The organism is Photobacterium sp. NCIMB 13483, from assembly GCF_003025475.1.
Lineage (GTDB): Bacteria > Pseudomonadota > Gammaproteobacteria > Enterobacterales > Vibrionaceae > Photobacterium > Photobacterium piscicola.
Genome location: NZ_PYLV01000038.1, coordinates 1 through 22,925 on the forward strand (window position 1 = coordinate 1; position 22,925 = coordinate 22,925).

Here is a 22,925-nt window from a genome sequence, read left to right on the forward strand (position 1 = left end):
CATGTATCTGTTCAAGTGCTTGTCTTAAAAACATAAAAAAATCCAAGTGCATTAAATACACTTGGATTTTTACACATCTACAGGATCGTTCAACTGATCATTTTGGGCTTAACTGATCAGCATTACACCGAGATGGCGTGGTTTTTTATCAACCTAGGCTTCAATACACCTTTTACAGCGTATTTCTAAAGCCATGGTTATTTATGGTATGGCTTTGATAGCTCATGTACAGCATCAACAAACACACCCGCATTTTCAGGCGGCACATCAAGATGAATACCATGGCCTAAGTTAAATACGTGACCAGTACCCGCATCACCAAAGCCTTCTAAGATAGTCGCGACTTCTTGGCGAATACGTTCAGGCTGAGCATAAAGAACCGATGGATCCATATTACCCTGAAGGGCAACTTTATCACCAACACGACGTTTAGCATCATGAATATCAATCGTCCAATCTAAGCCAATTGCATCACAACCCGTCGCGGCAATTTGCTCAAGCCACATGCCACCATTTTTAGTAAATAGCGTCACAGGTACACGGCGACCATCATTCTCACGAATTAAACCATCGACAATTTTATGCATGTAACGTAATGAGAATTCATTGTAATCGCGAGGGGTTAATACACCGCCCCACGTATCAAATACCATTACCGCTTGCGCACCAGCTTTGATTTGAGCATTTAAATACTCAATCACACTATCAGCCAATTTATCTAGCAATAAATGTAATGTTTGCGGCTCAGCGTACATCATCTTTTTGATCTTAGTGAAAGCTTTAGAACTACCACCTTCAACCATATATGTCGCTAGTGTCCATGGACTACCAGAGAAACCAATCAATGGCACTTCACCTTGCAAATCATGACGAATTTGGCGTACTGCATTCATCACATATTGCAATTCGCCTTCAGGATCAGGAATACCAATGCGTTCAACATCAGCTTTGCAGGTAATTGGGTGACTAAATTTAGGGCCTTCACCAGCTTCAAAATATAATCCCAATCCCATTGCATCAGGAATAGTTAAAATATCAGAAAATAAAATTGCCGCATCCAATGGAAAACGTTTCAAAGGCTGAAGGGTAACTTCACTGGCTAATTCAGCATTTTTACATAGCGACATGAAGTCACCAGCAACACCGCGTGTTGCACGATACTCAGGTAAGTAACGTCCAGCCTGACGCATCATCCATACAGGTGTGCAATCTACAGGCTGCTTTAGCAACGCACGTAGGTAGCGGTCATTCTTTAATTCGCTCATTTGAGACTCCATGGGTTAATTCTGGGTCATATTGTAGCACTCATTAATCTTAACAACCGAGTGCAATTATTTATCCCGCTTTGATTAATGCGTATCGTTTCCATCATTAATCATCAAAGCAGTATCAATAAGTCGTCGTGCAATGGTTCCCGCCGGGGCTATTTCAGGTAATTGATCTGCGGTTGCCCATATGGCATCGGTTAATTCTTCATAATCAGGTTTGATCTCGCCACCAGCATAATCTGCAATAAACCCCAACATCAAATTGGATGGAAATGCCCACGGCTGACTATCAAAATAACGAATATTGTTAACCGTTATCCCTGTTTCTTCTAGCACTTCACGAGCAACACATTGTTCTGCAGTTTCACCCGGTTCAATAAATCCCGCAATCACAGTATACATACCGGTTTTATGGCGTGGATGTTGAGCCAATAGTAATTGGCTACCTTTGCGTACAGCGACAATGATACAAGGTGACACTCGAGGATAATGCACGCTATTACAACTTGAGCACTGCATTGCCAGTACATTGGCGTCTAATTGCAACTTGTGCCCACAATGACAACAGAAACGCTGACTGTGCTGCATATACGCTAATTGTATCGCTCTTCCCGCCAAAGCAAATAACGTACTATCACCTGCCAGTAAGCATCTTAAATTAAAGAAATCAGCCTCATCAAAACCACTGTCTTCAACTAACCAATACACAGGTATTGCATTAAAATACCCCACAATACGTTTACTTACAGTACTACAAACAAGCTGCTCACTTGAACATAAAGGCAAACACCCTTTTTGTAACAATAACTTGCCATTTCTAATCACACACCAATAAGCAATATTCTCATTTTTTAACATTTTTATTACTTTCATCCTTGCAGCGACGTAAATTTACTGGCAATCTAATCTTGAAACGGAATATTTATCCGAAACCATATCTCTTATATCAAGAGCCGGATCGCACAAGCATCGACATTAAGATGCTGATAGATCATGAGGATGTGCTCATGCTTAGTAAATTTGAACAAGTTAAAAAAGAATGGGGCGGCCATAACGATGTTATTGATCAATGGCTAATGATGCGCCAGCAACTTTTGATCGATTACTGTAAGCTAATCGGCATCACGCCCAATGATGAAAACCGTCACCTACCTACCGCGTCCAAATTATGTTTGTTTAACGAAGATCTCGTTGATTATATTTCAGCGGGTCACTTCAAGATTTACGATAACGTAATGGCACGCTGGCATCAAACAGGCTTTTCACCCACAGAAGAAATGTCTGCCCTCTATGCAAAAATCACCCTAACAACCGAACCATTATTAAACTTCAATGACCGCTATGGCGCCATCAATGATAATGATTCATTAAATACCCTTGATGATGATTTATCACAGCTTGGTGAATTAATGGAATCTCGCTTTGCGCTAGAAGATAAGTTAATTGAATTAATCAGTGATAGCCTTGCTTGTCCTCCTGGTGCTTAACCACCAGCCCCCATAGCAACATCACTCATTATTGTGGCAGTGACCTTGCTGCCACCTATTCCTCGCACCTCGGGATCATTTTCCCCACTTTCTAACTCAACCCCAAACTAAACCTTAAATCGCAGCCAATAAAAAAGGCACCCCGAAGGATGCCTTTTAGAATCAGTCACGATAAGAATTAATTCTCGTCGTTAAGACCTGCATTCAATAGTGCCGCTAAGTCTTGAGAGGCTTGCTCTGCATCAACTTGTGGTGCTACTGGCTCTAGTTCAACATTACGTTGATTCTGACGACGTTGGTGGTAAGAGAAACCAGTACCCGCAGGGATCAAACGACCCACGATTACGTTTTCTTTCAGACCACGAAGCTCATCACGCTTACCAGAAACAGCTGCTTCTGTTAGTACGCGCGTAGTTTCCTGGAACGATGCTGCTGAGATGAATGACTCAGTCGCAAGCGATGCTTTAGTGATACCAAGTAAGTCACGAGAGAAGCTTACTAGTGTCTTACCTTCAGCTTCTAGCTGACGGTTAGCAATCGTTACGCGAGAGAATTCAACTTGCTCGCCTTCTAGGAAATCAGAGTCACCAGCAACAGTGATAGTTACCTTACGTAGCATTTGACGAATGATAGTCTCGATGTGCTTATCATTAATCTTAACGCCTTGTAGACGGTAAACTTCCTGAACTTCGTTAACGATGTATTCTGCTACTGCGTGAACACCACGTAGACGTAGAATATCGTGCGGAGTTTCTGGACCATCGGCAATTACGTCACCCTTCTCAACTTTTTCACCTTCGAAAACGTTAAGTTGGCGATGCTTCAAGATCATCTCTTCGTACGGTTGACCTTCACTTGGAGTGATGATCAAGCGACGCTTACCTTTAGTTTCTTTACCGAATGATACTGCACCGGTAATTTCTGCCAAGATAGCGGGTTCTTTAGGCTTACGAGCTTCAAACAAGTCAGCAACGCGTGGTAGACCACCCGTGATATCCTTGTTACCGCTAGATTTTTGCGGAATACGAGATAACGTATCACCGATGCCAACCATAGCGCCATCGTCAAGCTGAACAATCGCCTTACCCGGTAGGAAGTATTGAGCTGGCATCTCAGTACCAGGGATCATTACATCGTTACCATCTGCATCAACAAGTTTGATAGCTGGACGCATATCTTTACCTGCTGCTGGACGTGCTGCTGGATCAGTTACTTCGCTTGAAGATAGACCTGTTAGATCATCTGTTTGACGAGAAACTGTTACGCCATCAATCATATCAACGAACTGGATACGACCAGCCACTTCAGTGATGATTGGCATGGTGTGAGCTTCCCAGTTTGCTACTGTTTCACCAGCAACAACCTCGGCGCCATCACCTTTAGTTAGCAACGTACCGTAAGACAGTTTGTAGTTCTCTTTCGTACGACCAAGCTTATCAATGATGCTTAGCTCAGATGCACGAGAAGTAATTACAAGCTTACCAGCGTTGTTAGTTACGAACTTCGCATTGTGCAGTTTCATAGAACCCGTAGTTTTCACTACGATCTTATTATCTGCAGCTGCTGCTGATGCCGCACCACCGATGTGGAACGTACGCATTGTTAGCTGTGTACCAGGTTCACCGATAGACTGCGCTGCAACAACACCTACTGCTTCACCTGAGTTGATCAGGTGACCACGAGCAAGGTCACGACCGTAACAGAACTTACAACAACCGAAGTCGTTTTCACACGTTACAACAGAACGTACTTTAACTTGGTCAACAGAGTTCGCTTCTAGAATCTCACACCACTTCTCATCAAGAAGTGTATTACGTGGTGCTAGAACTTCTTCTGTACCAGGAATAAAGACATCTTCAGCAACAACACGACCAAGAACACGATCGCCTAGTTGTTCCTTAACATCACCACCCTCGATAAGAGGCATCATGGTGATACCAGCGTGAGTACCACAGTCATCTGCTGTGATTACCACGTCTTGCGCAACGTCTACTAGACGACGCGTTAGGTAACCTGAGTTCGCTGTCTTAAGTGCGGTATCCGCAAGACCCTTACGAGCACCGTGTGTAGAGATAAAGTACTGGAGTACGTTTAGACCTTCACGGAAGTTCGCAGTGATCGGCGTTTCGATGATTGAGCCATCCGGCTTAGCCATCAGACCACGCATACCCGCCAACTGACGAATCTGTGCAGCAGAACCACGCGCACCAGAATCGGCCATCATGTATACACTGTTGAACGATTTCTGTTGTTCTTCAACGCCGTCACGGTTAATAACGGTATCAAAAGACAAGTTATCCATCATCGCTTTAGCAACTTGTTCGTTGGCTGTAGCCCAGATATCGATAACTTTGTTGTAACGTTCACCAGCAGTCACAAGACCTGATTGGAACTGCTCTTGAATTTCAGCAACTTCTGCTTCAGCTTCAGCGATCTTAGTGTACTTAGCCGCAGGTACAACCATATCGTCGATACCAACAGACACACCAGAAAGTGCCGCGTAAGCAAAACCTGTGTACATAATTTGGTCAGCAAAGATAACAGTATCTTTCATGCCCAACTTACGGTAACAAGTGTTAAGAAGCTTAGAAATTTGCTTCTTACCAAGTGCTTCAGTGTTAACAAGACTAAATGGCAAACCTTTAGGAACGATAGGCCATAGCATTGCACGACCAACAGTAGTATCAACTAAGCCAGTATTCTCGACAAAGTTACCCTGCTCATCTTTCACAAATTCAGTGATACGTACTTTAACGCGAGCGTGAAGCTCTGCAGTCTTAGTACGGTATGCTTTCTCAGCTTCCGCTGGTCCAGCAAGGTACATGCCTTCACCTTTCGCGTTGATACGATCACGCGTCATGTAGTAAAGACCCAATACAACGTCCTGAGAAGGTACGATGATCGGATCACCAGATGCTGGTGAAAGGATGTTGTTGGTAGACATCATTAGAGCACGTGCTTCAAGCTGTGCTTCAAGAGTCAATGGCAAGTGAACCGCCATCTGGTCACCATCGAAGTCGGCGTTGTATGCCGCACAAACTAGTGGGTGAAGCTGAATCGCTTTACCTTCGATTAGTGTTGGTTCAAATGCCTGAATACCTAGACGGTGCAATGTTGGTGCACGGTTAAGCATTACTGGGTGCTCACGAATAACTTCGTCTAGGATATCCCAAACGATCGCTTCTTCGCGCTCAACCATCTTCTTAGCAGCTTTGATAGTAGTCGCAAGACCACGAGTCTCTAGCTTGCCATAGATGAATGGCTTAAATAGCTCTAGTGCCATCTTCTTAGGAAGACCACACTGGTGCAAGCGTAGGTATGGACCTACTGTGATAACAGAACGACCTGAGTAGTCAACACGCTTACCAAGCAAGTTCTGACGGAAACGACCCTGCTTACCTTTGATCATGTCAGCCAAAGATTTCAGAGGACGCTTGTTAGAGCCTGTGATAGCGCGGCCACGACGACCGTTATCTAGCAATGCATCAACAGATTCCTGCAGCATACGCTTTTCGTTACGTACGATGATATCAGGAGCAGCCAGGTCAAGTAGACGCTTCAGACGGTTGTTACGGTTAATAACACGACGGTAAAGATCGTTAAGATCTGAAGTCGCGAAACGGCCGCCGTCTAGTGGTACCAACGGACGAAGATCCGGCGGTAATACTGGCAGTACAGACAGGATCATCCACTCAGGGTTGTTTCCAGACTGTAGGAATGCTTCAACCAATTTAAGACGCTTGGTTAATTTCTTACGCTTGGTTTCAGAGTTAGTTTCTTCTAGCTCTTCACGCATGTTTTCGATTTCAGCATTTAGGTCCATGTTGCCTAAAAGTGCTTTAACCGCTTCTGCGCCCATCTTCGCGTCGAACTCGTCGCCCCACTCTTCAAGTGCATCCAAGTACTGCTCTTCAGAAAGCAGCTGGCTACGCTCAAGGTTGGTCATACCAGGTTCGATAACTACGTATGATTCAAAGTAAAGTACACGTTCGATATCACGTAGAGGCATGTCCATTAACAGACCGATACGAGATGGTAGTGACTTTAAGAACCAGATGTGGGCAACAGGTGAAGCAAGCTCAATGTGACCCATACGCTCACGGCGTACTTTAGTCTGAGTAACTTCAACACCACATTTTTCACAAATCACACCACGGTGCTTCAAGCGCTTGTACTTGCCACAAAGACACTCGTAGTCTTTTACCGGGCCAAAGATACGTGCACAGAAAAGACCGTCACGCTCAGGCTTGAAGGTACGATAGTTGATTGTTTCTGGCTTTTTAACTTCACCAAAAGACCATGAACGAATCATGTCAGGTGAAGCTAGACCGATTTTGATAGCATCAAATTCTTCGGTCTTATGTTGTGCTTTCAGAAACTTAAGTAAGTCTTTCACATTCGGCTCCTGTGAGGAGTTGACCCATAAAGGCGCCAGGACTACTGGCGCCTTCATATTTATACCGGAGTAACTAATAAGTATAGGTGACTAACCTAATCTTATTCGTCTTCCAGCTCGATGTTGATACCCAACGAGCGGATTTCTTTCAACAATACGTTGAATGATTCCGGCATACCAGGTTCCATACGATGATCACCGTCAACGATGTTTTTATACATCTTCGTACGGCCGTTAACGTCATCTGACTTAACGGTTAGCATTTCTTGAAGGGTGTAAGCTGCGCCATATGCTTCAAGCGCCCATACTTCCATCTCACCGAAACGCTGACCACCGAACTGAGCTTTACCACCCAGCGGCTGCTGAGTAACAAGGCTGTAAGAACCGGTAGAACGGGCGTGCATCTTGTCATCAACCAAGTGGTTCAGTTTAAGCATGTACATGTAACCAACAGTTACAGGACGCTCAAATGCATCACCAGTACGGCCATCAAACAACTTCAGCTGACCAGACGTTGGTAGATCACCTAACTGTAGCAATTCTTTAATTGATGATTCAGGTGCGCCATCAAATACAGGAGTTGCAATAGGTAGACCTTTACGAAGGTTTTGTACAAGTGTACGTACTTCGTCGTCTGATAGTTCAGCAATGTCAACCTTCTGGCGAGTATCACCAAGATTGTAAACACGTTGTAGGAAGTTACGGAACTTATGTAACTCCTGCTGTTCTTTCAGCATGTCGTTAAGTTTGTCACCGATACCTTTCGCCGCAAGACCTAAGTGAGTCTCGAGGATCTGACCGATGTTCATACGTGACGGTACACCCAATGGGTTTAGTACGATATCAACAGTCTGACCTTTTTCATCGTAAGGCATGTCTTCAACAGGGTTGATCTTAGAGATTACACCCTTGTTACCGTGACGACCTGCCATCTTATCACCAGGTTGAATGCGACGACGAACAGCTAGGTATACTTTAACAATCTTAAGTACGCCAGGTGCTAGGTCATCACCCTGAGTGATTTTACGACGTTTAGTTTCAAACTTCTTATCGAACTCAGCTTTCAGTTCATCATACTGTTCTGCAAGCTGTTCCAATTGGTTTTGTAAAGTTTCGTCGTCAAGCGTTTGTGCAAACAACGTATCGCGGTTCATTGAAGAAATCTTATCTTCGCCGTAACCTGCAGATAGTAGAAGCGTACGAACACGAGCAAGAAGACCACCCTCAAGGATCTGGAATTCTTCTGTGATATCTTTCTTCGCTTCTTTCAGCTGCATCTCTTCAATTTCAAGAGCACGCTTGTCTTTCTCAACGCCATCACGAGTAAATACTTGTACGTCAATGATCGTACCAGTAACACTACCAGGAACACGTAGAGATGAGTCTTTAACGTCAGAAGCTTTTTCACCGAAGATAGCTCGTAGAAGCTTCTCTTCAGGCGTCAGTTGTGTTTCACCTTTAGGGGTTACTTTACCAACTAGGATGTCGCCACCCTTCACTTCTGCACCGATGTAAACGATACCTGATTCGTCCAACTTAGAAAGCGCTGCTTCACCCACGTTAGGGATGTCGGCAGTAATTTCTTCAGAACCCAACTTCGTATCACGTGCCACACAAGAAAGCTCTTGAATATGGATAGTAGTGAAACGATCTTCCTGAACTACACGCTCAGAAACTAAGATGGAGTCTTCGAAGTTGTAACCGTTCCAAGGCATGAACGCGATACGCATGTTTTGACCAAGCGCAAGCTCACCAAGGTCTGTTGAAGGACCATCAGCAAGAACATCACCACGTGCTACTGGCTCGCCAGGTAGTACAGTTGGACGCTGGTTAATACATGTGTTCTGGTTAGAACGGGTGTACTTAGTCAAGTTGTAGATATCGATACCTGCTTCACCAGGAATCAATTCGTCTTCGTTAACTTTGATAACGATACGAGAAGCATCTACAGACTGAACTTGGCCGCCACGTTTAGCAACAGCAGTTACACCTGAATCAACACCGATTTGACGCTCGATACCAGTACCAACTAACGGCTTATCAGCACGGATAGTAGGTACAGCCTGACGTTGCATGTTCGCACCCATAAGGGCACGGTTAGCATCATCGTGTTCTAGGAACGGGATTAGGGATGCCGCCACAGATACAACCTGGTTGGTTGCAACGTCCATGTATTGAACATGGTCACGTGGGTGCAGACCTGAATCGCCTTTCTGACGAGCAGTGATCAATTCGTCAGCAAAAGAACCATCTTCGTTAAGCGCGGCGTTTGCCTGTGCAATAACGTATAGGCCTTCTTCAATTGCTGATAAGTATTCGATGTGATCCGAAACTTTTCCGTCTACAACTTTACGGTAAGGTGTTTCCAAGAAACCGTAAGGGTTACAACGCGCAAATACAGATAGCGAGTTGATTAGACCGATGTTTGGACCTTCAGGAGTTTCGATAGGACATAGACGACCGTAGTGAGTCGCGTGTACGTCTCGAACCTCAAAGCCAGCACGTTCACGAGTCAGACCACCTGGACCAAGCGCCGAGATACGACGTTTGTGAGTAACTTCTGACAACGGGTTGTTCTGGTCCATAAACTGTGACAATTGAGAAGAGCCAAAGAACTCTTTCACTGCCGCAGAAATAGGCTTCGCGTTGATTAAGTCTTGAGGCATGATTGCATCAAGATCGCCTAAACTTAGACGCTCTTTAACAGCACGCTCAACACGAACTAGACCTACACGGAATTGGTTTTCAGCCATTTCGCCCACAGAGCGAATACGACGGTTACCAAGGTGGTCGATATCATCAACCTCACCTTTACCGTTACGGATATCGATCAACTTCTTCATCACTTCAATGATGTCGTCGTTGCTCAGGATACCAGGACCAGTTATTTCTTCACGAAGAAGAGAACTGTTGAACTTCATGCGACCAACAGCAGAAAGATCGTAACGATCTTCTGAGAAGAACAAGCTTTCAAATAATTGATCAGCTGCTTCACGTGTTGGTGGCTCGCCAGGGCGCATCATACGGTAGATTTCTACCAATGCACTTAGACGGTCAGTACTGTTATCAACACGTAGTGTCTCTGACATGTACGGACCATGGTCTAAATCGTTCGTAAATAGAACTTCAATAGACTTATGACCAGCCTGAGATAGAAGTGCTAATGCTTCCAAGCTTAATTCTTGGTTAGCCGTAACAATCAGTTCGCCAGTTTCTTCGTTGATGTAATCACGTGCTGCGATTTTACCAACGATATATTCAACAGGTACTTCGATGCTATCAATGCCATCTTTCGCCAATTGACGAATATGACGAGCAGTGATACGACGACCTTGCTCTACGTAAACAGTACCGTTTGCTTCGATATCAAAGCTTGCAGTTTCACCACGTAGACGATCAGGTACTAACTCCATAACTAGAGATTTGCCGCGTACTTCGAAATTAATCTTATCGAAGAACATGTCAAGAATCTGTTCAGTTGTGTAGCTAAGTGCGCGAAGGATAATAGACGCAGGTAATTTACGACGACGGTCGATACGTACGAAAAGATTATCCTTAGGATCGAACTCGAAATCCAACCATGAACCACGGTAAGGGATAACACGAGCGTTATATAACACTTTACCTGAGGAGTGGGTTTTACCCTTATCGCTGTCAAAGAATACACCAGGACTACGGTGCAGCTGAGATACGATAACCCTCTCGGTACCGTTAATAACGAATGTACCGTTATCTGTCATGAGCGGAATTTCGCCCATGTAAACTTCTTGTTCTTTAATGTCTTTTACGGTGCCAGCCGGCGCATCTCGATCATACATGACCAGACGTAGCTTCACGCGTAGTGGAGCAGAATAAGTTACGCCACGAATTTGACATTCTTTGACATCGAAGACCGGCTCACCGAGACGATAGCTAACGTATTGCAGCTCGGAATTGCCATTATAGCTCTGGATTGGAAAAACAGAGCGAAAGGCAGCTTCTAGACCGTAATGCCCTTCTGGATCCTGCTCGATAAATTTTTGGAAAGAATCAAGCTGGATCGATAGCAAGTATGGTGCATCCAACACTTGTGGACGCTTACCAAAATCCTTACGGATACGCTTTTTCTCGGTATAAGAGTAAACCATAGGTTCCTCAGATCGCTGATAAGTGATCCAAACTACCCCATATCACATGCGGGGGTAGTGACTAATCGTTGTTTTTTATAGTAGGAATATTCTAATGAAACTAGAATATTTTTTACGCAGACAGTGGATACAAAACAAGGTAAAAATACCACCGGTCTATAGCGCAAAAAGGCCGGTGGCATTTTTGCCACCAGCCAATAGCCATAAAAGGCTATGAAATCAAATAATAATTATTTAACTTCAACAGAAGCACCAGCTTCTTCTAATTGAGCTTTAAGAGCTTCAGCTTCAGCTTTATCTACGCCTTCTTTAACAGCAGCAGGAGCGCCGTCAACTACAGCTTTAGCTTCTTTAAGACCAAGACCAGTTGCGCCACGTACAGCTTTGATAACTTGTACTTTGTTAGCGCCAGCAGCTGTTAGGATTACGTCAAATTCAGTTTGCTCTTCAGCTGCGTCTGCAGCTGCGCCGCCTGCAACTACTGCAGCAGCAGCAGTAACACCGAATTTCTCTTCCATAGCTTCGATAAGCTCAACAACTTGCATTACAGACATTTCTGCAACTGCGTCTAGGATTTGCTCGTTAGTGATAGACATAACAATTCTCTTTTAAAGTCAACAATAAGTATAAATAGTAATCAGATAAAGCGCGGCAATTAAGCTGCAGCTTCTTCTTTCTGATCACGTACAGCCGCGATAGTACGTACAAGTTTACCAGCAGACGCTTCTTTCATGCACATCATTAGGCGTGCGATAGCTTCGTCGTAAGTTGGTAGAGTTGCTAGTACATCAGCGTTGGCAATAGCGCCTTCGAATGCAGCAGCTTTGATCTCGAAGCTTTTATTCTCTTTAGCGAAGTCTTTGAAAAGACGCGCTGCAGCACCTGGGTGCTCATTAGAGAAGCCGATTAGTGAAGGACCAACGAAAACGTCTTGTAGACATTCGAAGTTAGTACCTTCAACTGCACGACGTGCTAATGTGTTACGAACAACTCTTAGGTAAACACCAGCTTCACGAGCTTGTTTACGTAGAGTTGTCATTGCACACACACTAACACCGCGAGAGTCAGCAACAACTGCAGACAGGGCACCATTGGCAGCTTCGTTGACTTCAGCAACAATTGCTTTTTTGTCTTGAAGATTTAATGCCATTGGATTTGCTCCTGGATAATTTCTGGGTAACCCCAGTATTTACACCACTCACTGCCGGTTGACAGGAGAGTTTTACGGCGCAGATCCAAAAAAGACTTACATCAATCATGTTCTGGCACCGTCTACGTAGGTAAATTAAGTTCCGAAAAACACCTACGGTCTTTGACGGAGGTTAATTGAAAACAATCAACCTCAGCCACGAATTCGGAAGCGACAAATTATACACTAACTTATCGCTTCTGCAAATTAGTTTACGCTACGTTAGCTTTCAGAGAGTTCTGATCTAACGCTACACCTGCACCCATAGTGGTAGAGATGCTTACTTTCTTAATGAAAGTACCTTTCGCTGAAGACGGCTTAGCGCGCTTCAGTGCAACTAGAAGAGATTCTAAGTTCTCTTGTAGTTGAGCGGCATCAAAGTTCACCTTACCGATAGTAGTGTGAATGATACCATTTTTGTCGTTACGGTAACGAACCTGACCAGCTTTAGCATTTTTAACTGCTTCAGCAACGTTAGGAGTTACAGTACCAACTTTAGGGTTTGGCATAAGACCACGTGGACCAAGAATGGTACCAAGTTGACCTACAACGCGCATTGCATCAGGAGATGCGATAACAACGTCAAAGTTCATTTCGCCTTTCTTAACAAGAGCAGCTAGATCTTCCATACCTACAAGCTCAGCGCCAGCTTCTTTAGCAGCTTCAGCGTTTGCGCCTTGTGTAAATACAGCAACACGGATGTCACGGCCAGTACCGTTAGGTAGTACAGTTGCACCACGAACGTTTTGGTCTGATTTACGTGCATCGATGCCAAGGTTAACAGCAACGTCAACACTTTCAACGAATTTAGCAGTAGCTAGTTCTTTAAGAAGAGCAACAGCCTCTGTGATGTCGTATTCACGAGTAGCATCTACTTTGTCGCGGATAACGCGCATGCGCTTAGTCAGTTTAGCCATTATCTTAACCCTCTACCACTAGGCCCATTGAACGAGCAGTACCAGCAATTGAACGCTTCATAGCTTCAATGTCAGCACCAGTCATGTCTGCAGCTTTAGTCTCAGCGATCTCTTGGATCTGAGCTTCAGTTACAGTACCCACTTTGTCAGTGTTCGGACGGCCAGAACCAGACTTAAGACCAGCAGCTTTAAGCAGAAGAACTGCAGCAGGTGGTGTCTTAGTGATGAACGTGAAAGAACGGTCACTGTAAACAGTGATAACAACTGGAGTCGGAAGACCTTTCTCTACTGAGTCAGTCTTAGCGTTAAACGCCTTACAGAATTCCATGATGTTTACACCATGTTGACCAAGAGCTGGACCAACTGGTGGACTTGGATTCGCTGCACCAGCTGCAACTTGCAGCTTAATGTAAGCTTCTACTTTTTTAGCCATTGCTATATACCTAATTTTGGGTTCAAACGTCTATTTTTAAACAAATAGACTCCCCGTCTAACGAAAGGGCGCGAAATTATAGCCTAATTCCACGCCCCTGACAATACGAGTTGAACAGAATTTGATCAGTTCTTTTCGATTTGACCGAACTCTAATTCTACCGGTGTTGCACGACCAAAAATTGATACAGAAACCTTAACACGGCTCTTATCATAGTCAACTGATTCAATCGTACCATTAAAGTCAGCAAATGGACCATCAGTCACACGTACCACTTCACCAGGCTCAAATACTGTTTTATGTACTGGAGACTCACTAGCTTGTTGTAAACGGTTTAAGATCGCATCGGCTTCTTTATCAGAAATCGGAGCTGGACGATCAGAAGTACCGCCAATGAACCCCATTACACGCGGGATACTACGTACAAGGTGCCATGTTTCATCGTTCATCACCATTTGTACAAGCACATAGCCAGGGAAGAACTTACGTTCACTCTTACGGCGTTGACCTGCACGCATTTCTACCACTTCTTCCGTCGGTACTAAAACCTCGTCAAAGTGCTCTTCCATACCATGAATTTTGATATGTTCACGTAGTGATTGCGCTACACGGCCTTCAAAACCTGAAAATGCCTGTACTACATACCAACGTTTCTTTGGAGCTTCGATCATGAATTCTTACCTCACGCGCCAGTAACTAGGCGCACTAAACGGACCATAATGCCATCAATACCCCAAAGGGCTAATGCCATTACGACAGTGACTGCTAGAACAATAAAGGTTGTCTGCGTAGCTTCCTGACGAGTAGGCCACACTACTTTGCGGACTTCCATGCGTGATTCACGTGCAAACGTAATCACGGATTTACCTTTAGCTGTTAATGCAGCAAAAATACCAGCAATAACCACAAGGGCTACTACGGCAGAAGAGCGCAGAACAACAGAAACATCACTGTATAGGTAATTACCAACCACAGCAGCAGCTAGCAAAGCAAAAACCACGACCCATTTCAGGCCATCCATTTTGCTTTCGCTTTCTTGGTTTTCGGCATTTGCTTTCATACAACCAACCTGTAACTAGTCTTAATCATCTAGACGAAAATGACCCCGCAGGGCGAGGTCAGGATGAAGGAAAAGGTCTAAGCCTTTAATAACATTATTAAAAACTTCATCTTTACGAAATTTCACTTCTACACTTTGAACAAAAAACACGCAGTTTCAAGTTGAAGTGTAGAAAAAGGGCATCAAATGATGCCCTTTTTAGTGCTCTATCGTCAAATTTAATTCAACGATATTAGCGTAACTTATGCAACGATAGTTGCAACAACACCAGCACCAACTGTACGACCACCTTCACGGATAGCAAAACGTAGACCTTCATCCATCGCGATAGGTGCGATTAGAGTAACAGTCATAGAGATGTTATCACCAGGCATTACCATTTCAACGCCTTCTGGTAGCTCGATAGTACCAGTTACGTCAGTTGTACGGAAGTAGAACTGTGGACGGTAACCTTTGAAGAAAGGAGTGTGACGACCGCCTTCATCTTTAGAAAGAACATAGATTTCTGAAGTGAAAGTAGTGTGTGGAGTGATTGAACCTGGCTTAGCAAGAACTTGACCACGTTCAACGTCATCACGCTTAGTACCACGTAGAAGAACACCAACGTTCTCACCAGCACGGCCTTCGTCAAGAAGCTTACGGAACATCTCAACACCAGTACATGTAGTAGTGATAGTGTCTTTGATACCGATGATAGCTACTTCGTCACCAACACGTACGATACCTTGCTCAATACGACCAGTTACAACAGTACCACGGCCTTGGATTGAGAAAACATCTTCGATTGGAAGGATGAATGGTAGATCGATAGCACGCTCTGGCTCTGGAATGTAAGAATCTAGAGCTTCAGCTAGTTCAACAATCTTAGCTTCCCACTCAGCTTCGCCGTTAAGCGCGCCTAGTGCAGAACCCATGATTACTGGGCAATCATCACCTGGGAAATCGTACTCAGAAAGAAGTTCACGAACTTCCATCTCTACTAGTTCAAGTAGTTCTTCATCATCAACCATGTCACACTTGTTCATGAATACGATGATGTAAGGAATACCAACTTGACGACCAAGTAGGATGTGCTCACGAGTTTGAGGCATAGGACCGTCAGTTGCAGCAACAACTAGGATACCACCATCCATTTGAGCAGCACCAGTGATCATGTTTTTAACATAATCGGCGTGTCCAGGACAGTCTACGTGTGCGTAGTGACGAGTAGGAGTATCGTATTCTACGTGAGAAGTAGAGATTGTGATACCACGCTCGCGCTCTTCAGGAGCGTTATCGATAGATGCGAAGTCTTTCGCTGTACCACCGTACACTTTTGCAAGTGTAGTACAGATAGCAGCAGTTAGAGTTGTTTTACCGTGGTCAACGTGGCCGATAGTACCAACGTTAACGTGCGGTTTTACGCGTTCGAATTTTTCTTTAGACATGGATAGTCCCTCTGGGCACGGTATTTAGTGGCATTACGACCACACAACCAAACATGGGTTTGTTGAGTATATAACAAATTGATAAATATTGACTGAAGAGTGGTGCTGATAGGCAGATTCGAACTGCCGACCTCACCCTTACCAAGGGTGCGCTCTACCAACTGAGCTATATCAGCACACAAGAAGTGTGGAGCGGGCAGCGGGAATCGAACCCGCGTCATCAGCTTGGAAGGCTGAGGTAATAGCCATTATACGATGCCCGCAAAAACTTTTTTTACTCGTAGCGCTATTTAACTATTTGAATAATGGTGGTGGGGGAAGGATTCGAACCTTCGAAGGCAGTGCCGGCAGATTTACAATCTGCTCCCTTTGGCCACTCGGGAACCCCACCGAAATTCTTGAAACTGGTGCCGACTACCGGAGTCGAACTGGTGACCTACTGATTACAAGTCAGTTGCTCTACCTACTGAGCTAAGTCGGCTTAATTGATGCGCATTCTAGATAATGATGATTTTTGATGCAATACTTTAGTGCTTTTTTTTTATGCTTTTTTTATCAACTGACGTAATTTTATCCATTATCGACATTTCGCATACAAAGCAAGCCCTTCAAGAACCAATTCTGAGCGGTGATTATAATTTTTAATATCATCTAAAGGAAGATGACGAATCCCACCACCACACAGCACCACTTCAGGCTCTACAGCAAGTTTTTCACGGGCTTCTTTTAAGCCATATTCAATCAAGCCAATCAATGCCGCTCGACAACCATTTTTAAGGCCATCAGCCGTATTGTCAGCAAGACTTAGGCGATCATTATGGTCATGATCAGAAAACACCTTGGTGGTATTTTCCAGTACCACTTTCATCATTAACTGATAACCTGGTGCGATCCAGCCACCAAGATGCTTTCCATCACCACTTAAAACATCAAATGTTAATGCCGTACCAATATCAACGATAACCGTAGGACGCTTAAACTTTTGATGAATAGCAACTAATGTTAGCCAACGATCAACCCCTAAATATTGGTACTCGTTATAACCATTTTTAACTCCAAAATCTTTACGCATCGTTTTTACTTGTAACACGGGGATATTCGCAACTTGTGCAATACGCTGAATCGTATTATCCACTTCAACAGGTCCAACACTGGCAAAAACAATCCGTTTAATCTTTTGTTCTAAAATAGGATCTAATACTAACTCTAATTTTTTACTTGGATATTTACCAATCAGCTCAACTCGGCCACTTACTTGTAATAGGGCAACCTTAACGTAAGTATTACCCGCTTCAATTAATAACTGCATTAACAACCTCTAAGGCTGATTTCACCACCAACATAAGCAGTAATATCACCATCATTTTCCAGTAATAAGGCCCCTTGCTCATTAATACCACGAGCAATGCCTTCAATTACACGATCACCAATCAACAGTTTAACTGGCCGATTTAAAAAATTATCTATTCTATTCCAACGCTCAACAAAACCACAGAGACCAACCTCTTCATATTCGGTTAGGGTTTGATGAATGCGCTCAATTAACGTCGCAGCTAGCACATTACGTGATGGCAATGGTAAACATGCAGCACTAAGATTAGTCCAAGCTTGATCTATCATTGCTGTCGCAGCCGTAGGCATCGCAATATTCAACCCAATTCCAATGACTAAATGCGCAGCATCACCCGCCTTGCCGGTCATTTCAACTAAAATTCCCGCTAGCTTTTGATCATGATAATAAAGATCATTGGGCCATTTTACGCGAATATCAGGCGCACCAAGTTGTTGTAACGCTTCAGCAATTGCCACACCAACCACCAAGCTTAACCCCATCGCCGCCGCAACACCTGCCTCTAAACGCCAATAAGTAGATAAATATAAATTACTACCAAAAGGCGATTGCCACTGCCGACCACGTCGACCACGACCTGCCTGTTGATATTCAGCCAAACAAACAGCCCCACTCGGTAATTGATCGATTTGATTAAGTAAATATTGATTAGTGGAATCGATTACAGGAATCAACTCTAATTGAGGGCAACTCACCAATTTAGCAATACGTTGACTATCAAGTAATTCAATTGGTGCAGCTAAACAGTAACCTTTACCTTGAACACTATATAAATCAAGGCCCCACTGCTGAATAATTTTAATTTGTTTCGCAATGCCAGCACGCGACATTCCCAACGCCAGACCTAATTTTTCACCAGAATGAAAATGGCCATCAGCTAATAAACGAATAAGGGCTAAACGGGTTGAATGTTCTTTCATTATGCTTGTATCTCGGCCAAATGCGTTTCAACGTTAGCTGCCATAAACCGCACCTCATGTTCCAATGCTATATCAAATTTTGCTACTACACTATCAACCACATATTGTGCAAGGCTAATAACATCTTGTGCTGTTGCCGTACCAATATTAGTTAATACCAGCGCTTGCTGGGGATGTACTTTAGCACCGCCCACCTGATAGCCTTTTAAGCCACACTGATCAATCAGCCAACCTGCCGCTAATTTCACATGTTGCTCATCAACACCATAACTAGGCATGGTTGGATAATTAACCTGTAGCTTATTTAGCATATTCTTTGTAATAATCGGATTTTTAAAAAAACTGCCAGCATTACCAATCACCGCGGGATCGGGTAATTTTGCTTTACGCACTTCGCACACAGTATCAAACACTTGTCGAAGAGTAACCGTTGCTATATCAAATTGATTTAAAGGTGCATACGCAATTTTAGGTTGCCACATTTTTGGCAAACAAAAACCAACTGCAACAATGATATGACCATCTTTTAATTGATGCTTAAAAATAGAGTCTCGGTAACCAAACTGACAAGATGCTGCGTCGTAGCGTTTAATCTCCTGAGTGATAACATCAAGCACATCGACATATTGGCATACATCTTTAAGCTCGACACCATAAGCACCAATATTTTGAATTGGTGATGATCCTACACAACCAGGAATTAACGCTAAATTTTCTAAACCACCAATATTACGATCTACACACCAACAAACTAATTGATGCCAATCTTCACCGCCACCAACATGTAAACAAAAGCTCGTTGACGTTTCTGTTTGCGTAATACCTTTAATACGATTAAGAATAACCACGCCTTGATAGTCTTCACAAAAAAGTAAATTACTACCGTGTCCTACAACTAATTTAGCCATATTATTAAAACTTGCATCGTGCCAAATATGAATGAAATCATCAATATTTTCAGCTTCAATAATCTGTGTGGCAGTAACATCAATACCAAAGGTATGATAAGGCGCTAACCCATGATCATGTAAAACTTTCATGTTAATTTGGGACCATATCTTTATACTATTTGATTCATTTTACCCGATTCAATCTCACAACGCAGTGTTTTCCCATGAGCCAAGTCCACTATCAGCAACTAAATTTAATTCGATTACCCATCATCAATAAACTCTATAAAGATTTTTATCCCGCAGGGAAAGCCAAACGTGATGAAATTTTATGGGTTGGAGAATCACCACAAGGTATTGTTTGTTGTGTTAGGTTTAAATCTATAGGCGAGTTACAACTATTAACAGGCATGCTCGTTAAACCTGAATTCCGCGGTCAAAAAATAGCAACTCATTTACTCCAGCACGCCATACCACAAATAAAACAAAAACCGTGTTATTGCTTTGCGTTTATAGAACTTGAAGCCCTATATCAACACGTAGGGTTTATTACATTATCACCTCAGCAGCTACCTCATGATCTACAACAACGCTTTGGACGTTATTGTAATAGCGGAAAAAAACTCATTCCAATGCAATATAAAGTTCAACCATAATCACAATTTAGTGAGGCAGTTATATATCTGACAATGAGATAGGTTGACTTGCTATTTTTTCTGATATAATTCGATCCTTAACTCAAATTTATCTTCTTATAGATCGTGTAAACGAGGCGATAATGGATTCAGCTATTGCTAACAGGCAGCAAATAGATCAGCTGCCGCGTATTGCGCACAAGCCCGAAAATTTAGAGACTCTTTTTGACGCGAGTTCTTTCAGGGAGCGTTTGTACCAAGAAATTGATTCAGCACAGCAACGTATTTATATTGTTGCACTTTATCTACAAGATGATGAAGCTGGTCGCGGTATTTTGACAGCGCTATACGAAGCAAAACAACGTAACCCGGCATTAGATATTAAAGTATTCGTTGATTGGCACCGTGCTCAGCGTGGTCTTATAGGCGCAAGTCAATCTGATGGTAATGCCGCGTTATACCGTGAATATGCCGAGAAATATCAGCATTCTATTGAAGTCCTCGGCGTACCTGTTCGAAATCGTGAAGTCTTTGGCGTTTTACACCTAAAAGGCTTCATTATCGATGATACCGTAATATACAGCGGTGCTAGCCTTAATGATGTTTATCTCGCACAACACGACCGCTACCGCTACGACCGCTATCACGTTATAAAAAATAACAAATTAGCAAATAGCATGGCACAATTTATCACTGAAACCTTAGTAGAAAGTGATGCCGTCAATTGTCTAAACCAAGCAGTACGCCCTGACACAAAATCATTAAAAAGTGCAATAAAAGATCTTCGAGCAGAATTGCAACAAGCAAGCTACCACTATGTATCAGAAGCTATTGCAGCAGATGAAGTAGGTTTAACGCCATTAATTGGTTTAGGTAAACGTCGTAATCAGCTTAATCAAGATATTTGCACTTTAATTGCCAGTGCACAGAATAAACTAACTATTTGCACGCCTTATTTTAATTTCCCTCGCGGCGTCAGCAAAGAAGTTATTAAAGCCCTCAAACGTGGTGTTAAGGTTACTATTGTTGTTGGTGACAAAACAGCAAACGACTTTTATATTCCACCGTCAGAGCCGTTTAAAACTATTGCAGGTTTACCTTACCTTTATGAAGTAAACTTACGTAATTTTGCAAAAAGTAACGAAGCAGCAATCGCAAGTCGCCAATTGGCGATTCATCTATGGAAACATGATAATAATAGCTTCCATCTCAAAGGGATCTGGGTCGACGATCAATACATGCTGGTGACAGGTAATAACTTAAACCCTCGAGCATGGAAACTTGACTTAGAAAACGCCATTCTTATTCATGATAAAAATCAACTTCTCGCACCGCAAACTCAGCAAGAAATAGATTGTATACTGACTCACACCACATTAATTGGTAGCTATAAACAAATCGAGAAAATCGACAGCTATCCACTGCAAGTGAAGAAATTAATTAAGCGAATTCGCCGAATTAAAGCCGATCATATCCTTAATCAAATTTTATAACGCTAATATCAAGCGCAGCAATAACGATTATTGTTGCGCTTGTCGTTATCATCAACCCACTAGACTTTCTCGCCCTAGAACTCATCTTCTCATTAGTTATCTCTGCCATCCTATTTCAGTATTTAGACACATTCAAATCCCTGCGCAAAATCATAAATATAGCTTTCCAATACATAATGACCTCCATAACTAGAGAGAATACCAAATAATGGTAGGGGTATTAATCAACTGAATTACCGCACAACATAACCACTTTCTATAGATAAAAAACAATCCAAATAAAAATGAGATTACTTGCCTTAAAGCACTCCAAGAAAAACTGCGTAGTGGTGTCCTGCATTTCTCACGCCTAAACAACGTAAGTAGCTATCTAATTATATTAAACTTAAAGCTTAAGACTCTTCTGGTGGGCAATTAATAGGAACGTATATTCACGCTTACATTCTCAAAGAATTTGATAAAAACTACCATCCAGATTCTATCTATTATCTACTTAAACGCGCGGGCTTTTCGTGGATAACGTCACGGTCAAAACATTCGAAATAATCACAACAAATTCAGGATAATTTCAAAAATTTAAAATTAAAACAATCCTTAAGATCACAGAGTATATAGGATTCAATAAGGTCAATGTATGGTTTCAATATGAAGTAAGGTTTGGACAACAGAATACGACTACCCGTATTTTAGGCTGAGCGAGAAACTCAACTAAGAGCGATAAAACAACAGCATTTAGAATATGTTATCTATTGGGTTCAGTATGCCCAGCAAGAGGAATTGGTGAGGCTTTTGGTGAAAAATGATGCAGATTGGCACACTATCGATATTGCCAATCAGTTTAATAATCTCAGTATCATCAGACTTCCACCCTATTTCCCTAAACTTAACCCAGTAGAACAAGATTGGAGTTGGTTACAACAACACTAAAATGTGTTCAAGAGATTGGATTAACCTGAACAGTTAATTTTACAGATTAGAATAATATAGAGAAGAGTATTAACCAACTGCACTACCTCATTATGATAATCATTTTCTACAGACGAAAAAAAACCTGAATCTTTCGATTCAGGTTTCTTTAATAATGGCGGAGTGGACGGGACTCGAACCCGCGACCCCCGGCGTGACAGGCCGGTATTCTAACCAACTGAACTACCACTCCGCAGTGTCTATTCAGCATAAATGCAACTTGTTGCCTCTACCTTTATAAAAGATAAAAACGAAATTTGAGCCTGGCGATGTCCTACTCTCACATGGGGAGACCCCACACTACCATCGGCGCTATTACGTTTCACTACTGAGTTCGGCATGGGATCAGGTGGGTCCATAACGCTA

The 22,925-nt window shown here is 42.9% G+C and carries 19 protein-coding genes, 5 tRNA genes and 1 rRNA gene; 5 read left to right on the plus strand and 20 right to left on the minus strand.

What is annotated here, in order from left to right; all coding sequences use genetic code 11:
• Positions 1 to 197: 197 nt before the first annotated feature.
• Together hemE and nudC are read right to left on the minus strand one after the other, a co-directional pair.
• Positions 198 to 1,265 (minus strand): uroporphyrinogen decarboxylase, encoded by a 1,068-nt coding sequence (hemE, locus tag C9I86_RS19045; protein ID WP_080158713.1) that lies wholly within the window; start codon positions 1,263 to 1,265, stop codon positions 198 to 200.
• Positions 1,266 to 1,349: 84 nt separating this feature from the next.
• Positions 1,350 to 2,126, minus strand: coding sequence for an NAD(+) diphosphatase (gene nudC, locus C9I86_RS19050; protein WP_107277197.1), 777 nt, complete (start codon positions 2,124 to 2,126; stop codon positions 1,350 to 1,352).
• 149 nt (positions 2,127 to 2,275) lie between these two features.
• On the opposite strand from nudC, the gene rsd reads away from it, so the two are divergent.
• The gene (gene rsd, locus C9I86_RS19055) at positions 2,276 to 2,755 is read left to right on the plus strand and encodes a sigma D regulator (protein ID WP_107277198.1); all 480 of its coding nucleotides are present in this window, start codon (positions 2,276 to 2,278) and stop codon (positions 2,753 to 2,755) included.
• Positions 2,756 to 2,933: 178 nt separating this feature from the next.
• On the opposite strand, the gene rpoC is transcribed toward rsd, so the two are convergent.
• From rpoC to murB, 16 genes are all read right to left on the minus strand, one after another.
• Positions 2,934 to 7,151 (minus strand): DNA-directed RNA polymerase subunit beta', encoded by a 4,218-nt coding sequence (gene rpoC, locus C9I86_RS19060; RefSeq protein WP_080158716.1) that lies wholly within the window; start codon positions 7,149 to 7,151, stop codon positions 2,934 to 2,936.
• Between the two features lie 101 nt (positions 7,152 to 7,252).
• Positions 7,253 to 11,278 (minus strand): DNA-directed RNA polymerase subunit beta, encoded by a 4,026-nt coding sequence (gene rpoB / locus C9I86_RS19065; protein WP_107277199.1) that lies wholly within the window; start codon positions 11,276 to 11,278, stop codon positions 7,253 to 7,255.
• A 230-nt stretch (positions 11,279 to 11,508) separates the two neighbouring features.
• Positions 11,509 to 11,874, minus strand: coding sequence for a 50S ribosomal protein L7/L12 (rplL, locus tag C9I86_RS19070; protein ID WP_065168453.1), 366 nt, complete (start codon positions 11,872 to 11,874; stop codon positions 11,509 to 11,511).
• A gap of 59 nt (positions 11,875 to 11,933) precedes the next feature.
• Positions 11,934 to 12,428, minus strand: coding sequence for a 50S ribosomal protein L10 (gene rplJ / locus C9I86_RS19075; protein ID WP_036788959.1), 495 nt, complete (start codon positions 12,426 to 12,428; stop codon positions 11,934 to 11,936).
• 251 nt (positions 12,429 to 12,679) lie between these two features.
• Positions 12,680 to 13,384, minus strand: coding sequence for a 50S ribosomal protein L1 (gene rplA, locus C9I86_RS19080; protein WP_080158718.1), 705 nt, complete (start codon positions 13,382 to 13,384; stop codon positions 12,680 to 12,682).
• A 4-nt stretch (positions 13,385 to 13,388) separates the two neighbouring features.
• Positions 13,389 to 13,817, minus strand: coding sequence for a 50S ribosomal protein L11 (gene rplK, locus C9I86_RS19085; protein WP_080158719.1), 429 nt, complete (start codon positions 13,815 to 13,817; stop codon positions 13,389 to 13,391).
• 125 nt (positions 13,818 to 13,942) lie between these two features.
• The gene (nusG, locus tag C9I86_RS19090; protein ID WP_045038844.1) at positions 13,943 to 14,488 is read right to left on the minus strand and encodes a transcription termination/antitermination protein NusG; all 546 of its coding nucleotides are present in this window, start codon (positions 14,486 to 14,488) and stop codon (positions 13,943 to 13,945) included.
• A gap of 11 nt (positions 14,489 to 14,499) precedes the next feature.
• Positions 14,500 to 14,877, minus strand: a complete 378-nt coding sequence (secE, locus tag C9I86_RS19095; protein ID WP_080158720.1) for a preprotein translocase subunit SecE — start codon at positions 14,875 to 14,877, stop codon at positions 14,500 to 14,502.
• Positions 14,878 to 15,119: 242 nt separating this feature from the next.
• A complete protein-coding gene (tuf, locus tag C9I86_RS19100; RefSeq protein WP_107277200.1) occupies positions 15,120 to 16,304 on the minus strand; it encodes an elongation factor Tu in 1,185 nt (394 codons plus the stop codon).
• Between the two features lie 100 nt (positions 16,305 to 16,404).
• Positions 16,405 to 16,480: transfer RNA gene (locus tag C9I86_RS19105), tRNA-Thr, on the minus strand.
• Positions 16,481 to 16,492: 12 nt separating this feature from the next.
• Positions 16,493 to 16,567 (minus strand) — tRNA-Gly (locus C9I86_RS19110).
• 43 nt (positions 16,568 to 16,610) lie between these two features.
• A tRNA-Tyr gene (locus C9I86_RS19115) sits at positions 16,611 to 16,695 on the minus strand.
• Between the two features lie 14 nt (positions 16,696 to 16,709).
• Positions 16,710 to 16,785 (minus strand) — tRNA-Thr (locus tag C9I86_RS19120).
• Between the two features lie 96 nt (positions 16,786 to 16,881).
• The gene (locus C9I86_RS19125) at positions 16,882 to 17,613 is read right to left on the minus strand and encodes a type III pantothenate kinase (protein ID WP_080159321.1); all 732 of its coding nucleotides are present in this window, start codon (positions 17,611 to 17,613) and stop codon (positions 16,882 to 16,884) included.
• On the minus strand, positions 17,613 to 18,575 hold the full coding sequence (gene birA, locus C9I86_RS19130; RefSeq protein ID WP_107277201.1) for a bifunctional biotin--[acetyl-CoA-carboxylase] ligase/biotin operon repressor BirA: 963 nt from the start codon (positions 18,573 to 18,575) through the stop codon (positions 17,613 to 17,615). The genes C9I86_RS19125 and birA overlap by 1 nt, the downstream gene beginning before the upstream one ends.
• Positions 18,575 to 19,615 (minus strand): UDP-N-acetylmuramate dehydrogenase, encoded by a 1,041-nt coding sequence (murB, locus tag C9I86_RS19135; protein ID WP_107277202.1) that lies wholly within the window; start codon positions 19,613 to 19,615, stop codon positions 18,575 to 18,577. Before murB ends, birA begins: the two co-directional genes overlap by 1 nt.
• A gap of 74 nt (positions 19,616 to 19,689) precedes the next feature.
• Here murB and C9I86_RS19140 point away from each other — a divergent pair, with 74 nt between their 5' ends.
• The 4 genes from C9I86_RS19140 (at position 19,690) to C9I86_RS20365 (ending at position 22,520) form a co-directional block, all read left to right on the plus strand.
• On the plus strand, positions 19,690 to 20,121 hold the full coding sequence (locus tag C9I86_RS19140) for a GNAT family N-acetyltransferase (protein WP_107277203.1): 432 nt from the start codon (positions 19,690 to 19,692) through the stop codon (positions 20,119 to 20,121).
• A gap of 122 nt (positions 20,122 to 20,243) precedes the next feature.
• The gene (pssA, locus tag C9I86_RS19145; RefSeq protein WP_080159324.1) at positions 20,244 to 21,593 is read left to right on the plus strand and encodes a CDP-diacylglycerol--serine O-phosphatidyltransferase; all 1,350 of its coding nucleotides are present in this window, start codon (positions 20,244 to 20,246) and stop codon (positions 21,591 to 21,593) included.
• A gap of 441 nt (positions 21,594 to 22,034) precedes the next feature.
• Positions 22,035 to 22,139, plus strand: coding sequence for a winged helix-turn-helix domain-containing protein (locus C9I86_RS20360; protein WP_255418395.1), 105 nt, complete (start codon positions 22,035 to 22,037; stop codon positions 22,137 to 22,139).
• A gap of 246 nt (positions 22,140 to 22,385) precedes the next feature.
• Positions 22,386 to 22,520, plus strand: a complete 135-nt coding sequence (locus C9I86_RS20365; protein ID WP_158258970.1) for a transposase — start codon at positions 22,386 to 22,388, stop codon at positions 22,518 to 22,520.
• Between the two features lie 155 nt (positions 22,521 to 22,675).
• Here C9I86_RS20365 and C9I86_RS19160 read toward each other — a convergent pair.
• Both C9I86_RS19160 and rrf read right to left on the minus strand, forming a co-directional pair.
• Positions 22,676 to 22,752, minus strand: a tRNA-Asp gene (locus C9I86_RS19160).
• Between the two features lie 68 nt (positions 22,753 to 22,820).
• Positions 22,821 to 22,925 (minus strand): 5S ribosomal RNA (rrf, locus tag C9I86_RS19165); the annotation flags it as partial.

What these genes read in the sequence shown, in the direction of transcription:
- rsd (WP_107277198.1), top strand. Translation starts at nt 2,276, where the DNA reads ATGCTTAGTAAATTTGAACAAGTTAAAAAAGAATGGGGCGGCCATAAC.
- rpoB (WP_107277199.1), bottom strand. Translation starts at nt 11,278, where the DNA reads ATGGTTTACTCTTATACCGAGAAAAAGCGTATCCGTAAGGATTTTGGT.
- rplK (WP_080158719.1), bottom strand. Translation starts at nt 13,817, where the DNA reads ATGGCTAAAAAAGTAGAAGCTTACATTAAGCTGCAAGTTGCAGCTGGT.
- tuf (WP_107277200.1), bottom strand. Translation starts at nt 16,304, where the DNA reads ATGTCTAAAGAAAAATTCGAACGCGTAAAACCGCACGTTAACGTTGGT.
- C9I86_RS19140 (WP_107277203.1), top strand. Translation starts at nt 19,690, where the DNA reads ATGAGCCAAGTCCACTATCAGCAACTAAATTTAATTCGATTACCCATC.
- rplL (WP_065168453.1), bottom strand. Translation starts at nt 11,874, where the DNA reads ATGTCTATCACTAACGAGCAAATCCTAGACGCAGTTGCAGAAATGTCT.
- pssA (WP_080159324.1), top strand. Translation starts at nt 20,244, where the DNA reads ATGGATTCAGCTATTGCTAACAGGCAGCAAATAGATCAGCTGCCGCGT.
- birA (WP_107277201.1), bottom strand. Translation starts at nt 18,575, where the DNA reads ATGAAAGAACATTCAACCCGTTTAGCCCTTATTCGTTTATTAGCTGAT.
- murB (WP_107277202.1), bottom strand. Translation starts at nt 19,615, where the DNA reads ATGAAAGTTTTACATGATCATGGGTTAGCGCCTTATCATACCTTTGGT.
- nudC (WP_107277197.1), bottom strand. Translation starts at nt 2,126, where the DNA reads ATGTTAAAAAATGAGAATATTGCTTATTGGTGTGTGATTAGAAATGGC.
- rplA (WP_080158718.1), bottom strand. Translation starts at nt 13,384, where the DNA reads ATGGCTAAACTGACTAAGCGCATGCGCGTTATCCGCGACAAAGTAGAT.
- nusG (WP_045038844.1), bottom strand. Translation starts at nt 14,488, where the DNA reads ATGATCGAAGCTCCAAAGAAACGTTGGTATGTAGTACAGGCATTTTCA.
- C9I86_RS19125 (WP_080159321.1), bottom strand. Translation starts at nt 17,613, where the DNA reads ATGCAGTTATTAATTGAAGCGGGTAATACTTACGTTAAGGTTGCCCTA.
- hemE (WP_080158713.1), bottom strand. Translation starts at nt 1,265, where the DNA reads ATGAGCGAATTAAAGAATGACCGCTACCTACGTGCGTTGCTAAAGCAG.
- rplJ (WP_036788959.1), bottom strand. Translation starts at nt 12,428, where the DNA reads ATGGCATTAAATCTTCAAGACAAAAAAGCAATTGTTGCTGAAGTCAAC.
- secE (WP_080158720.1), bottom strand. Translation starts at nt 14,877, where the DNA reads ATGAAAGCAAATGCCGAAAACCAAGAAAGCGAAAGCAAAATGGATGGC.